We start from the raw sequence: 14,505 nt of genomic DNA, 5'->3' as shown, positions 1-14,505 counted from the left end.
CATGGGCGGTTGTGCCATGATTGGTCAAAGTATGATCAATATTAACTCGGGTGGTCGCGGTAGATTATCTGGTATCTCGGCAGCCTTATTCTTACTTTGTTTTATTTTATTTGCATCACCACTGATTGAAATCATCCCTATTGCGGCTTTAACGGGCGTGATGTTTATGGTGGTACTGGGTACCTTCGAATGGGCGAGTTTCCGCTTACTTGGCCGTATTCCATTACCGGATGCCATTATCGGTATTTCCGTCGCCGTGATTACTGTCTTTACCGATCTGGCTATCGCCGTGATCACTGGTATCATCATGTCTGCGTTGGTTTTCGCCTGGCAACATGCCAAACATATCTATCTGAAAAGTTATAAAAATGAACAAGGCTCTATTGTTCATGAATTAAACGGACCATTATTCTTTAGTTCGGTGCGTAACTTTAATGATTTATTTGATCCGAAAAATGATGATGCGGATGACGTCATTCTCGATTTCAAAAACTCGCGGGTTTATGACCATTCCGCTATTGAAGCTATTGATTCGTTGGCAGATCGTTATATCAAAGCTGGGAAAACACTGCATTTGAGACATTTAAGTGAAGAGTGTAAACAATTACTGAACAATGCAGCGGATCTTATTGAAGTCAATGTGATGGAAGATCCGCATTATCATATTGCTGATGACAAGCTGGCATAAAAGCCAAATAACTGCTATCTTTAGCGCCATAATAATAAGTTTAAAATTGTATAACCTATTGAACTACGAGAAAAAAACATGTTAAAAAAAATCGATAAATTGCTGATAGAAAAGTTTCCACATATTATTCTGGGCTTTACTGCATTTTGGCTGTTACTCATTGCTTACGGCCTTTATCACAACTAAGCCAATCAGCGTATTATTAAAAGGCCAGTCTTAGACTGGCTTTTTTTATGCCTATAAATTAGCATCGATTCAGCAAGTGATTGATTTTTGATCTAGGTCAATGCCCGATATCCACAGTAGATAAATAATAACCTCACGCTGTTTAGACAGCAGAATCTTTTCAGAGGGGAGAACTATTATGGAAAAAATCGAACACTACATTCACGATAACTTTGCCGCATTAATCTGCGTGATGTCTGTTGCTTGGTTAGCACTTGTTGCTTACGGCCTACTCATGTCCTAATCCAGTTAAGGCATCAATAACTCAAAACTTGCCCGGGCAACACACTGGCCATTTAATAAACACTCAACCTCATGTGTGCCCGGGTAATATTGTCTTGTCGAAATCTTCTTCAAGCTATGTCGTTTTTCGAGCTGAAGATATTGTCCTTCACTTAAGTGAATATTTTTCCATTTAAACACTTTTTCTCTGCTTATTTTCCCACCCGCACCAACAAAGCGAATTTTGTAATCTAATACAAGGTATTGAATCTGATGGCTCAGTATGCCCAATTCCAGCACGAGCGTGTCTCCAAGCTGTAATACTGGTTGAGAAAGGCGAAGCTGTGCTTGTTCAATATTAACCGAGTGACTAAAACCTAATAGCGGATAGACATCTGTTATACCTTGTTTAACGAGACTTCTCATCGCATGGCGAATCACCCAACTCGTATTATCAGAAGCATTTTTTTGCCATTGAGAACAGACATCAATAACCATTTGAGGATGATCTTTACTCATATCATTGATGTTATTAGCCACAGACCGTCTCACATATAGACTCGAATCACTTTTTAACTTCTCAAGAAGCGGCCATATAAGAGCGGGATCATGACGTAGTTCAGCGAGTTGCGGTGCCCAGGGTAAACGCGGGCGAATGCCTTCAGAAGCTAATCTTCGTACATGTTCATCATCATGTTCAGCCCATAACAGCATTTGCTGATAGGTTTCATCAAAGTGAGCCTTCAGAAAAAAACGAATAGCAAACTCAGCTGTAAATAATGAAGTGAGTTTTTCGAGTGCAGCAAAAGAAACGTTGCGATGCTCCAGACCATATAAAGCAACATAATCAATTAATGGCCAGGCTAGGTAATGTGCCCACCCAGAAAAATGTTCATCTCTAAGAGACTCAGCCGCCTCTAATAAGATATTTATTGCATCAACATAATCGTGAGGTAGATAAACATGCAAACTCTTCGCAAGATAATCTGCACGCGCCTTGAGCTCCAGCTCATCTAGTTTGAGAGATGCAGTCTCAATAAAATCCGTTACAGCAAAATCAGGCCACACTGAATGAATCAGAGAGCCGATTTCCTTCACTGCAGGAATATGAAGTTTATTTTTGAGTTGTTCAGCCATAAAAAAAGCCGCGATGGAATCGCGGCTTTTATCATACGGTATTCTGTCTTAGCTTAGGCAGTTTTTTTACGTCTGCGTATTGCTGTCATACCCATCAAACCAGAACCTAGTAACCATACAGCAGCAGGAACAGGTACTTCGCTAACAGGTGGGCAATATTCGCCATTCACTGTTAACTCAGCCCAGAAAACGTCTTCGCTCCATTTTGAAAACCAAGCCTTGAATGAGATGCCAGCAAGGATTTCGTCAAATAAGTCTGAGCTTAGGCTGAACATTTCAACACCGCCATCCAGAGAACCTAAGTAGCTCAAACCAGTACCATACCAGTTATCAGTATAAGCATATAAATCATCCCACCAACCATTTGCATTTGTCGAAATTTTTAGTGTGGCAGATGTAATGTCTAAATCTGCAGGGTCAGTGATAGCATCGAAATCCATATAACCAAACTCATAATAGTTCGATACTGAGGCAGTAAATGTTTCTGAGTATGTTTCAGGGTTATCACATAAAGATGAATCGTCCCCACAACCACCATGATGGTGGTGGTGACCATGGAAAAATGTTGCTGAAGCAACACTTGAAAAACCTAGCAACATAGCAGCTACTAAAATAGCCGATTTGTAAAATTTCATAGAATTATCCTTGTTTACTATGCAGCCCGGCCATCTTTAAAAAAAGACCCGTGGCTTTCCGTCACATGGCTCACACCAAGGTTGGCTTATCTGTTTATTATGCAATCACTATCTGCAAGATAGATATTAGTGAGTTGTAATGTGCCAAACAATTGTACTTTGGTACTAAAAAGTAAAATAAATCAGCTTATTACGACTCTACTTGTCCGATAACTTCACTGTTAACGGATAAATAAGTCCGACTCAACTTATTCCGGACGATTGCATAATATGAGGATATCTATGTCGGAACAATTGTACTTTGGTACAGTTTTTAATCTTTTTTAACGTTTTTTTACAAATACAGCAATAGACTCGACATGGGTGGTATGTGGGAACATATCCATAATGCCTGCCGATTCCATAATGTAGCCATGCTGGTTCACCAGTTCGCCAGCATCACGTGCTAGCGTTGCAGGATTACATGAGACATATACCAATCGCTCAGCACCTAACGCAGCTAATTGATGCAACACTTCAAATGCCCCACTTCTGGGAGGATCCAGTAAAATCTTATTAAACCCTTTTTGTGCCCAAGGATAATCTTTCAATTCTGTTTGGGTGAGATCCGCTTGCTCAAACTCGGCATTAGATAAGGCATTAAGTGCGGCATTATTTTTTGCGTGTTGTACCAGTGCAGCATCACCTTCAACGCCAACGACCTCTGTCACCCGTTTAGCTAAAGGCAAAGTAAAGTTGCCGAGCCCGCAGAACAAATCAAGAATACGATCTCCATCCTGAACATCCAGCAGCGTCATGGCCCTTTGAATCATTTTTTCGTTAATACCCGCATTCACCTGCGTAAAGTCACTCGGGTCAAACTGTAAGTTCAACCCCGGCTCTGGTGCGTAACTAAGCTGAGCAGACTCAGGCCATAATAAAGACACGGTATCCGGCCCACCTGGTTGCTGATAAATCCATAAATTATTGTTTTGTCCAAAGCTAATCAATGCATTTTTATCAGTCTCGGATAATTCATCCAGATTACGAAACACCAATGCGACATGTTCATCATCCATTGCCACTTCAATCTGAGCGATGCGGTTATAGGCTTCCAATCCACCAATTAATGAAGCTAAATCCGTTAAACGATGACCCACACGTGGATCTAACACTTCACATTGTTCAAGCATGGCAATGTACGGCGATGACTTTTCCCTAAAGCCCACTAAAACTTGTTCTTTTTTAGCGACGTATTTAACGCCGAGGCGTGCTTTACGACGATATCCCCATAATGGACCGGTTAAAGGTTCCAACCACTGTTCAGGGCTTAAGTTACCAAAATGAGTAAAGTGTTCAGCCAATGTGGCCTGTTTATGAGCCAACTGTGCTTCAGGTGACATATGCATCAAACTACAGCCGCCACAAATACTAAAATGCTGACATTTTGCCTCTACCCGATCATCAGCAGCAGACAAGACTTCTACCGTGCGCGCTTCATCATATTTTTTATGAACCCGACTATATTGAAAGTTCACTTTTTCTCCGGCTAATGCGCCATCTACAAAAACAGTTTTGCCTTCGATGCGAGCAATTCCCCTGCCATCATGTGATAATGACTCAATCTCTGCTGTCACAAGCTCTTGCGGTATTCTTTGTCTGCGGCTACGTCTTGCCATTGTTATCTCTTATCTCTGAAAAATAAAAATCCAGTGGTGTTTTCACACCACTGGATATCGTTATTATAATCAATCTGATGTAATTATTTTTGTTTCCAGCTGCCGCCTTGTTGATACCACCAGCCATTAGCAGCATTACTAATCCAACGTTGTGCAAATGTTTGCTGGATATCATTCTGCCATTCTGGATGACCATTGGCTCTGGCGATTTCAGCATAGAGCGCTTTACGATCATTATTTTCGGCGGCAATCAGACTGTTTAACTGATTACGGTCTTTTAACGGTACCGACTTCGCATCACGCAATGTAATAAAACCATCATCAGTTAAACCTATTGCGCCACTATTATAGAAAGGCTTCAGGCTTTCATGGCGTGATTTCATATTCGACTGTAATGCATTGATAGCGGGTGAATTGATATTAATATCCGCGCCTGCCGCTTCAGCCTTCGGTACCATCCAGTTCAACACCGACATTGCCAATGGCAACTTGGCATCTGATACTGAAGACTGCTTATCCTGATCATCAGATTTAATCGTTTCAGCGGGGTTTGTATCTGGTCCCCACACATCTTCAATAATTCTATCTGCCGCTTTTTCAGCTGCCGCTGCTGGGAAGTAGATATTTATAGTCACGCACGAGACCAACATTAATCCCGACACCGTCCCCGTTAACCATTTCATGATTTGCATAACCTCTCCTTACTCAATTATCGGTCCAGAACTATTTTGTACCGCTTTGATACGCTCTAATAAATCTGCCCAGTCCACTCTTCGTGTATAACCAATCACATCAATCCATGGTGGTAAACCACCACCACCTTTCACAATATAGTAACCCTGATCAGCATCTTCGATGCCAGCCATTTCACAGACATCATTTCGTAAATAACAGGACAGTCCTAAACGTTTATAAGAAAAGTCATCAAAAAAACGTAAAAAACTTCTGGATATCATACCTGTTGCACCACCGCCGACCTGCGTTAAATTATCTACGGCACGCTGACTGATGACACGTTTTCCCGGATTATCTTCAGACGTTTCTAATGTGGCATCAAACTGGACCGGTTTCCAATCAGACAATCGTAAGTTATGAACAGCTCCGGACACACGACCTGTAATTTTTCCCACATCAAACGTTTTGGTTAACAGTGCTAAATCTAACTCTGTGATATCAATATTGGCATACAGTTGTGGTAATACGCCGAGAGGATCCGTCAAACGCAAGTCGCGAATGACTGTCGTACCATCGAAGACTTTAACTTGTAGTGCCCCATCGATAGTTAATTGCTGAGATTGGTATCGCACGTGAGGAATAACGCCCGATAACTTACCATGCATTGTCGGCCAGTCCAGTGTCTGCGTTAAACTCTCCATGGATATCGGTAACAACAAGCCATCAAATGACCAGGTTATCTGTTTATCTTCTTGTTGCTGCAAACTCAGCTGATTTATTTGTAGCTCTCCATCCAATACGGGAATCGTCGTTTCTTCTACTAACTTAAAGCCATTTTTCACAGTTTGCGTATGCAGACTGCCGGCACCAATATCGACAGCATAAAGTTTGGCTTGCTGCCAGGATAAATAACCATTTAAAGGCTTATCACTATTGGTCCAAACCAGTTCACCATTCAACTTATCCGCCTTGTAACGCTGCTCACTATCCACCAGACTGACGTTATTCAACGTGGCACTCAGCTGATGCTGCTTGTCAGACCAACTTATTGAGGATGAAACCTGACCTGACAATTGTAAATCAGCTGCGGCAGTGCCCACCATAAAAGGCTTTAGCCATGTGGAATAAAACGGTGATAGCGTTTTTACAGTCACATTCGCTTCAACCTTAGTCGGCATATTATCTGTTATTTCAGCAGTGGCCTCTAAAGTAAATTGTTCTGGTTGCGTTAACTTAATATCCGCTAAGGTCCAGTGATTTAAGCCTGATTCATACTTGCCTTCAATGCTTAACTCCATGGCAGAAGTAGATAAATCGACAAAGATAGGATCACTATAAACCTGGCCTGCGGTGAATGAAGATACAGCAACAATATCCCAGGTATTGTCCGTATTATGTAAGACGATATCACCTTGCATTGTGACATTTTCCGCCACCTGACTTGCCGTCGTATTACTAAAACCCAAATCAGCTAATTGCCACTTTGCGGTGGCTGACAATACTCCCAGCAGGTTTCCATCAAGACGTGCTTGAACAGATATCTGACCTTGAGGCTGCCAGTTGTTGACCACATCAATGTATTGTTTATCCAAAAATTGAGGTAGCCATTTCTGTAGTGCTGATAAGGGAATATTCTGAGCATCAATATTCGCGTCCCAATGCTGTTCATCAAGACTAATATCAAGGCTTACCGTACCGCCATCCAGTCTCAGATTTTTTAGCTGGATATCATATTGTTCACCTTCGGTACTGACATCGAGACTAAATTGGATTTGTTGCTGCCCCAGCTCAGGATGAGAAAACTGTAAACTACCTGACTGACAACGAAAGGCATCCGTTAACCAAGCTGCTTTTGTACACTCAAATGTCACATTGCGTAATTGATTAAGTGGTTCAGCTAAGGTGATTTGAGCAGCGGTCCCTGATAGCTTCAGATCACCGGAAGTGAGTTGAACATAGGTTTTCAGTTCTTTCGCATCAAATTTTTCTGCCCAGCTATGTTCACTACTAATTTGAATCGTATTAATAGCGAATACCGGTAATGACCATAAACATAGCCATAAGAAAACTGACTTTGGCGTCAGATAGCTCATTATCAGGCAGAGAAAACGCCTGTTGAGATGTAACGATCGCCACGGTCACAGACGATACTGACAATCACCGCATTTTCTACCTGCTCAGAGATCTTCATAGCTGCTGCTAATGCACCCCCCGATGACACTCCGGCAAAAATACCTTCTTCAGCTGCCAGTCGTCGCATCATGGTTTCTGCTTCATCTTGTGTGACATCTATTGTCATATCAATGCGCTCTGGCTCGAAAATCTCAGGTAAATACGCCTGCGGCCAACGGCGAATACCTGGAATACTGGCGCCCTCTGCCGGCTGCACACCCACCACCTGAATCGCTGGGTTTTGTTCTTTTAAATAGCGAGATGTACCCATAATTGTGCCAGTCGTGCCCATTGAACTCACGAAGTGGGTAACTTCACCTTCGGTATCAGCCCAGATTTCAGGCCCCGTAGATTCATAATGGGCCAGAGGATTATCAAAGTTTCCAAACTGATTTAGCACCTTGCCTTTGCCCTCTTTCTGCATTTGTAAGGCCAGATCCCTTGCGGACTCCATACCATCTGTCAGAACAAGTTCGGCACCATACGCTTTCATCGAAGCACGACGTTCAGCACTACTGTTTTCCGGCATAATCAGAATCATTCGATACCCTAATATCGCCGTCACCATCGCCAAAGCAATACCCGTATTACCACTGGTCGCTTCGATCAAGGTGTCGCCAGGCGTGATATCACCGCGTAACTGCGCTTGCTGAATCATACTCACCACAGGTCGGTCTTTAACCGAGCCAGCTGGATTATTACCTTCCAGTTTCACCAGAATGGTATTACTCGACTCGCCGGGAATACGCTGTAATCTGACAAGCGGCGTGCGGCCAATAAACGCTTCAATCGTCGGGTAAGATTTCATCAATTTGCTTCCATTAACACAACATAAGCAATCGCATATTCATGATCGTCACTCAGGCTTAACATCGCCTTATCAATATGCATTTTTTCTTTCAGTTCCAGTCCCACTTTTTCGAACTGTAACTCAGGTTTACCCAGTGAATTATTTCTGACGCTGATATGACGCAAACTTAAACCATCCCGAAATCCTGTTCCCATGGCTTTAGCGGCGGCTTCTTTTGCTGCAAATCGTTTCGCTAAAAAATTAGCCGGTTTAAGTTGCAATTTAAACTCGCTGAACTCATGGGCACTGAGTATTCTTTCAGCAAACTTATCACCATGTTTATCGAGTAAGTCTTGCATTCGCGGAATATGAACAAGGTCTGTGCCAATGCCAATGATCATCCCCGGCGCGCGTCCTGCATCAATTGTTTCATCTCGCGAACCGCTGCCTGAAAGCCAGTAAACACCGAACGCGCCACAATCGCGTGGCCAATATTTAACTCCACCAGTTCTGGTATCGCCGCAATTTTCTGAGTATTGTGGTAATGCAGACCATGGCCAGCATTCACCTGTAATCCCCTTTCATGAGCCTGTTTTGCTGCATCAGCAATCACGGCAAGCTCTCTTTCGGCCTCTGCATCGGTTTCGGCATCAGCATAACGGCCAGTATGAAGTTCTACCACTGGTACACCGCAAGCCACTGCCGCTTCTATTTGAGCCAAATCAGGATCGATAAATAAAGAGACACGTACATTGACCGCAGCTAGGCGCTGACACGCTTGCTGCATTCGAGACAACTGCCCCGCCACATCCAGACCACCTTCTGTTGTCAATTCCTCACGTTTCTCAGGTACTAAACAACAGTCTGCAGGACGATATTTTTCGGCCATCGCTAACATTTCTTCAGTGATCGCCATCTCAAGATTCATTTTTGTCTGCAAGATATCGCTCAACATCGCCACATCACGTTCCTGAATATGTCGACGATCTTCGCGTAAATGTAATGTGATACTGTCCGCCCCTGCTTGCTCTGCTTCAATCGCTGCCTGAATGGGATCAGGATAACGTGTTCCACGAGCTTGACGCAGTGTGGCGATGTGATCGATGTTGACACCTAGATAAATAGACATGAATCTCCAAACTCAGTTTGTTTTTGTTGTAAATTGATTAAGCCCAGCAAATAACTGACGACTATGTAAAGGACGGCCGCCCAAGTAATAATTTATCACTGACCGCATCATATGTTTGATTTCTTTCAGACTCACATCATCAAATTCCGCTTCCTGATCAAGGTGACGTAAGCTGCGTCCAGATACCGTATTCTCAAGCTGTTGACCAAATACACGGCGTGGACCACTATCTGGATGGTAAATATACATACCTTCATCTTCAATATTCTGACCAGAATCGACATCCACCGTTAATGCCAGACCATAGCCCAGATGGCTGAGCAGCGCTTTTTCAAATAATCGCAGGGTAATCTGTTCATTGCTTTTTTGTTGGAGTGAAGACAGCGCCTGACGGTAAGCCAGATAAATCTCTGGTTCCGCTTCATGAAGAGGCAATAATTTCACGAGCAACTCATTCATATAAAGGCCACAGAGGCTGGCATTACCAACAAGGCGATAACTGGGTTCATCCACTTCGATATGACTCAATGTCACTAAATCACCTTGGCCATACCAGCTGAGCCAGAGCGGTTGAAATATTTGTATTGATGAGCTGCGTTTCTTTTTTTGCCGTAAACCTCGGGCGACCAGGCTCACTCGCCCATAATCCTGCGTTAACACATCGACCAGTGAACTGGTTTCACGATAAGGTCTATGGTGCAGAACAAAAGCAGACGTCAGCTCCACAAGCTACCTATAGGTCGTCGTTATAACCCAGGTTCTTTAACATGCGCTCATTATCTGACCAGCCTTCACGCACTTTGACCCATATCTGTAAAAACACTTTACAACCGAATAGCTGTTCCATTTCCAGCCGTGCGTCCTGACCGATAAGCTTGAGCTGTTCGCCTTTTTTACCAATCACAATCGACTTCTGACCGCTTCGCTCAACATAAACAACAGCACCAATTCGATACATGCCTTCTTCTTCCTCGAACTGTTCAATTTCTACAGTGAGTGAATAAGGTAATTCCTGACCGAGATAACGGAATAATTTTTCACGTACGATTTCACCCGCCAAAAAGCGTGAACTGCGATCGGTTAATTGATCTTCATCAAAGATCATCTCGCCTTCAGGCATTAACTTGGCAATTTCCTGCTCCAGTACATCTGTATTCATACCTTTCCGTGCAGAAATAGGCACAACAGCCGCAAAATCATATTGTGGTGCAAGTGATTGTATCTGCGGTAATAAATCTGATTTGTCTGAGAGTTTATCGGCTTTATTTAACACTAAAATGACTGGAGAGCGTGCATCTTGTTGAATACGTTTCAAGACGCGCTGATCATCTTCCGTCCATTTCAGTCCTTCCACCACAAACAGCACCACATCCACATCGTCAATTGAAGCGGCAGCAGCGCGGTTCATATAACGATTCATCGCTTTTTTTCCATCGCTGTGCATACCCGGTGTATCAACGTAGATAAACTGGCCCTGGTCTGTGGTTTTAATACCCAGAATACGGTGGCGGGTCGTTTGTGGGCGGCGCGAAGTAATACATAACTTCTGACCAAGAATACGGTTGATTAATGTCGACTTACCCACATTGGGACGTCCAATAATGGCAACGTAACCGGAACGAAATGGTGTGGTATTCATTATTTACCCTCTATTAGAGTTAAGGCACGTTCAGCGGCTTTTTTCTCAGCTTTTCGGTGACTACTGCCTTGAGCAACGACCACTTTGTCCAGCAAGGTAACCTGGCAGGATGCTTCAAAGACAGGCTGTTTCTTGTCTGTTTTTAATTCTTTAACACTATATAGCGGTAAAGGCTGTTTACGGCTTTGTAATAATTCCTGCAAACGCGTTTTAGGATCCTTGACCGTTTCTGTCACATCAATAGACGCTATTCGCTCGGCAAATAATCTTAAGATGAGCTCTTTGACAGGTGTCAGACCGCTGTCAAGATAAAGTGCACCTAAAATGGCTTCTACCGCATCAGCCAGAATTGATTCCCGACGAAAACCACCACTTTTCAACTCACCGGGCCCAAGGATTAATACATCCCCTAACTTTAACTCGCGCCCCAGCTCAGCTAGGGTCTCGCCTTTCACCAGAGAAGCCCGTAGACGACTTAATTTTCCTTCCTTAACTTGAGGGAAACGGTTGAATAACTCTTCCGCAATCACAAAACTCAAAATAGCATCACCGAGATATTCAAGACGCTCATTATTTTTGGGATCCGCACTGCGGTGCGTTAAGGCTTGTTGTAAAAATGCGGTATCTTTAAATTCTACTTTTAACTGTTTGCACAGGGCTTTTTGCCGCTGGGTTATCATTATAGCTGTGGCTCTACATCAATTTCTTTATGAAAATGCCCGACCAGATCGATCTGAGCAAAAAACGGTTTTCGCACTTCATAGTCGATAACGATTTTCGTTACGTAGGCGGTGTTTTTACCACGGAAAACTTCGACGTCATCGCGTTCGACACTACTGATATAGCCGATATTAAAGCGCTTAGAAAGCAGTGTCTGTACTTCATTTTTCGAGAGATTGTTATTACGCAGTTCTGTCTTCATATCTTCCATGATCTGGACGACACCGTAATACTCCTGATACATCGGCACCAAACGAATCGCTAATGTCACAAAAAAAGCAATCAAGGCCAACACAATGACCCAGCCAATTAATGTCATACCTCGCTGGTGTTTCATCACAATCTCCTTATTCAATGGACTGACCTAAACGATTCCAGACAATGCCGCCCTCATTCCAGTCCCAACTCATCCAAACTAAAAAGGCCTTACCGACCAGATTTTCTTCAGGGACAGTTCCCCAGTAACGACTATCATTGCTGTTATCACGGTTATCACCCATAACAAAATAGTGTCCTTCAGGCACCACGGTTTCACCTTCCACACGTTTAACACCCGGTTCAACCACGATTAGATGATTATGCTCACCGAGCTGTTCAGAACGTAATTCAGAGCCGGGAGCTGAAATATTAATCATGCTTTCAGTTTTTTCTTGTGGCTCTTGTGCAACCGGTTCGCCGTTAATATAAATCGTTTTATTGAAATAACCGACTTTATCTCCGGGAAGGCCTACTACACGTTTGATATAGTCAATATCAGGGTCACTTTTATTCTTCTTCACCGGGTAACGAAAAACCACCACATCACCACGTTCAGGCTCGCCTGTCTCTAATATTTTTGTGTTGAGGACCGGTAAACGGATGCCATATGAGAATTTATTCACCAGAATAAAATCACCAATGTGCAGCGTAGGTACCATTGATGACGATGGGATACGGAAAGGTTCAGCGATAAAGGAGCGAATCACTAACACCAAAAGAATGATAGGAAAAAATGAGCGTGCATATTCAACCACGACAGGTTCTTTTGCATCGTTATCACGACCTGGTGCCCAAAACAGCTTGTCGATTAACCAAATCAAGCCGGTGACGGCTACCAGTAACACCATGATTGCGGGAAAACTCACTGTATAACGCTCCTTCCTACCTTTTATGAATTCTTTGACAGTTGTAATACGGCGAGGAAGGCTTCTTGTGGCACATCCACCTTACCAACAGACTTCATCCGTTTTTTACCTGCTTTTTGTTTTTCCAGCAATTTACGTTTACGAGAAACGTCACCGCCGTAACATTTAGCTAATACATTTTTACGCATCGCTTTGACGGTAGAACGAGCAATAATGTGTCCGCCAATAGCCGCTTGAATAGCAATATCAAACATTTGACGCGGTATCAGCTCTTTCATTTTTTCGACTAGCAGTCTCCCGCGACTCACACTGCTGTCCTTGTGCACGATAAGCGATAAGGCATCGACTCGTTCACCATTAATCATAATATCTAATTTCACCAGATTGGCTGGCTCGAACCGAACAAAGTGATAGTCAAGCGAGGCATAGCCACGGCTGACAGACTTCACACGGTCGAAGAAATCAATGACCACTTCATTCATAGGAAGTTCATAGGTTAACGCAACCTGTTTTCCCATATACTGCATATTCTTCTGCACACCACGTTTTTCAACGCATAAGGTAATCACAGCGCCTAAATGGTCTTGTGGCACCAGAATATCCGCTCTGACGATAGGTTCACGTATTTCTTCAATGGTGCCAACATCAGGTAGCGATGATGGATTTTCAACCCGTTCGACTTCGCCATTTTTCTTGAGAACTTCAAACACAACGGTCGGCGCTGTTGTGATCAGATCAAGATCGTATTCACGTTCCAATCGTTCCTGAATGATTTCCATATGCAACAGCCCCAGGAAACCACAACGGAAACCAAATCCTAAGGCTTGTGAGCTTTCAGGTTCATAAAATAATGAAGCATCATTTAGGCGTAATTTCGACAAGGCTTCACGGAAGTTTTCGTAATCATCACTGCTGACAGGGAAAATACCGGCATAAACTTGTGGGGTTACTTCTTTGAAACCGGGCAGCATTTTATCTGCACCATGGTGTGCGTGCGTTAAGGTGTCACCTACCGGTGCCCCATCAATTTCCTTGACCCCTGAAATGACGTAACCCACGTCACCACAATCCAGCACGTTACATGGTGTGCGTTTAGGAGTGAAAGTACCTACTTGATCGACTTGATATTCCTGCCCTGTCGACATCACTTTTATTTTATCTTTGTGCTTAAGTGAGCCATCGACAATACGTACCAATGAAATAACACCCACGTAGCTGTCAAACCAGGAATCAATAATGAGGGCTTTAAGAGGTGCGTCTGGATTACCTTTTGGCGCAGGGACTTTTGCCACCAGCTCTTCCAGTACGTCTTCAATACCAATACCGGTTTTGGCACTACAACGTACAGCATCCATAGCATCGACGCCGATAATGTCTTCAATTTCTTGAGCAACACGTTCCGGTTCTGCCGAAGGTAAATCAATTTTATTCAGAACGGGTAATACTTCTAAGCCTAAATCAATGGCGGTGTAGCAGTTCGCCACACTTTGTGCTTCCACACCCTGCGCCGCATCAACGACTAATAATGCCCCTTCACAGGCAGCAAGAGAGCGGGATACTTCATAAGAAAAGTCGACGTGCCCAGGTGTATCGATGAAATTCAGCTGATAAGTTTCCCCATCGCGTGCTTTGTATTCCAGTGATACGCTTTGTGCTTTGATGGTAATGCCACGTTCGCGCTCAATATCCAT

At 43.4% G+C, this 14,505-nt stretch carries 15 protein-coding genes and 1 riboswitch; of the genes, 1 reads left to right on the top strand and 14 read right to left on the bottom strand.

Going from position 1 to position 14,505, the window contains the following annotated elements; all coding sequences use genetic code 11:
• On the top strand, nt 1-688 hold a 688-nt coding region (locus B3014_RS11295; RefSeq protein ID WP_289286986.1), incomplete at its 5' end, for a SulP family inorganic anion transporter.
• A 474-nt stretch (nt 689-1,162) separates the two neighbouring features.
• Here B3014_RS11295 and B3014_RS11290 read toward each other — a convergent pair.
• From B3014_RS11290 to lepA, 14 genes are all read right to left on the bottom strand, one after another.
• Nucleotides 1,163-2,272 (bottom strand): DNA alkylation repair protein, encoded by a 1,110-nt coding sequence (locus tag B3014_RS11290; RefSeq protein ID WP_289243818.1) that lies wholly within the window; start codon nt 2,270-2,272, stop codon nt 1,163-1,165.
• A 53-nt stretch (nt 2,273-2,325) separates the two neighbouring features.
• On the bottom strand, nt 2,326-2,907 hold the full coding sequence (locus B3014_RS11285) for a VPLPA-CTERM sorting domain-containing protein (RefSeq protein ID WP_289243819.1): 582 nt from the start codon (nt 2,905-2,907) through the stop codon (nt 2,326-2,328).
• Between the two features lie 17 nt (nt 2,908-2,924).
• A riboswitch (cyclic di-GMP riboswitch) is annotated at nt 2,925-3,003 on the bottom strand.
• Nucleotides 3,004-3,230: 227 nt separating this feature from the next.
• The gene (gene rlmD, locus B3014_RS11280; protein ID WP_286305157.1) at nt 3,231-4,565 is read right to left on the bottom strand and encodes a 23S rRNA (uracil(1939)-C(5))-methyltransferase RlmD; all 1,335 of its coding nucleotides are present in this window, start codon (nt 4,563-4,565) and stop codon (nt 3,231-3,233) included.
• An 83-nt stretch (nt 4,566-4,648) separates the two neighbouring features.
• Entirely contained in the window at nt 4,649-5,257 is a 609-nt protein-coding gene (locus B3014_RS11275; protein ID WP_289243820.1) for a YdbL family protein, read from the bottom strand.
• 9 nt (nt 5,258-5,266) lie between these two features.
• Nucleotides 5,267-7,333, bottom strand: a complete 2,067-nt coding sequence (locus B3014_RS11270; protein ID WP_289243821.1) for a hypothetical protein — start codon at nt 7,331-7,333, stop codon at nt 5,267-5,269.
• 2 nt (nt 7,334-7,335) lie between these two features.
• Nucleotides 7,336-8,220, bottom strand: coding sequence for a cysteine synthase CysM (cysM, locus tag B3014_RS11265; protein ID WP_289243822.1), 885 nt, complete (start codon nt 8,218-8,220; stop codon nt 7,336-7,338).
• Nucleotides 8,220-8,603 (bottom strand): holo-ACP synthase, encoded by a 384-nt coding sequence (gene acpS / locus B3014_RS11260; protein WP_286305161.1) that lies wholly within the window; start codon nt 8,601-8,603, stop codon nt 8,220-8,222. The genes cysM and acpS overlap by 1 nt, the downstream gene beginning before the upstream one ends.
• The gene (gene pdxJ, locus B3014_RS11255) at nt 8,600-9,331 is read right to left on the bottom strand and encodes a pyridoxine 5'-phosphate synthase (protein WP_289243823.1); all 732 of its coding nucleotides are present in this window, start codon (nt 9,329-9,331) and stop codon (nt 8,600-8,602) included. The genes acpS and pdxJ overlap by 4 nt, the downstream gene beginning before the upstream one ends.
• Nucleotides 9,332-9,343: 12 nt before the next feature.
• Nucleotides 9,344-10,057 carry a DNA repair protein RecO gene (recO, locus tag B3014_RS11250; RefSeq protein ID WP_286305163.1) on the bottom strand — a complete coding sequence of 238 codons (714 nt, stop codon included), beginning with the start codon at nt 10,055-10,057 and terminating at the stop codon, nt 9,344-9,346.
• A 7-nt stretch (nt 10,058-10,064) separates the two neighbouring features.
• On the bottom strand, nt 10,065-10,973 hold the full coding sequence (era, locus tag B3014_RS11245; protein ID WP_414673352.1) for a GTPase Era: 909 nt from the start codon (nt 10,971-10,973) through the stop codon (nt 10,065-10,067).
• Nucleotides 10,970-11,650, bottom strand: coding sequence for a ribonuclease III (gene rnc / locus B3014_RS11240; protein ID WP_289243825.1), 681 nt, complete (start codon nt 11,648-11,650; stop codon nt 10,970-10,972). Before rnc ends, era begins: the two co-directional genes overlap by 4 nt.
• Nucleotides 11,650-12,027 (bottom strand): DUF4845 domain-containing protein, encoded by a 378-nt coding sequence (locus B3014_RS11235; RefSeq protein WP_286305166.1) that lies wholly within the window; start codon nt 12,025-12,027, stop codon nt 11,650-11,652. The genes rnc and B3014_RS11235 overlap by 1 nt, the downstream gene beginning before the upstream one ends.
• A gap of 10 nt (nt 12,028-12,037) precedes the next feature.
• Nucleotides 12,038-12,814 (bottom strand): signal peptidase I, encoded by a 777-nt coding sequence (gene lepB, locus B3014_RS11230; RefSeq protein ID WP_289243826.1) that lies wholly within the window; start codon nt 12,812-12,814, stop codon nt 12,038-12,040.
• A 23-nt stretch (nt 12,815-12,837) separates the two neighbouring features.
• A partial coding sequence (gene lepA, locus B3014_RS11225; protein WP_289286985.1) for a translation elongation factor 4 occupies nt 12,838-14,505 on the bottom strand: 1,668 nt, incomplete at its 5' end.

This window comes from Methylophaga sp. UBA678, from assembly GCF_002299105.1.
Taxonomy (GTDB): Bacteria; Pseudomonadota; Gammaproteobacteria; order Nitrosococcales; family Methylophagaceae; genus Methylophaga; species Methylophaga marina.
The sequence above is the reverse complement of the archived record's forward strand: the minus strand, read 5'-3'. Positions and strand labels throughout refer to the sequence as shown.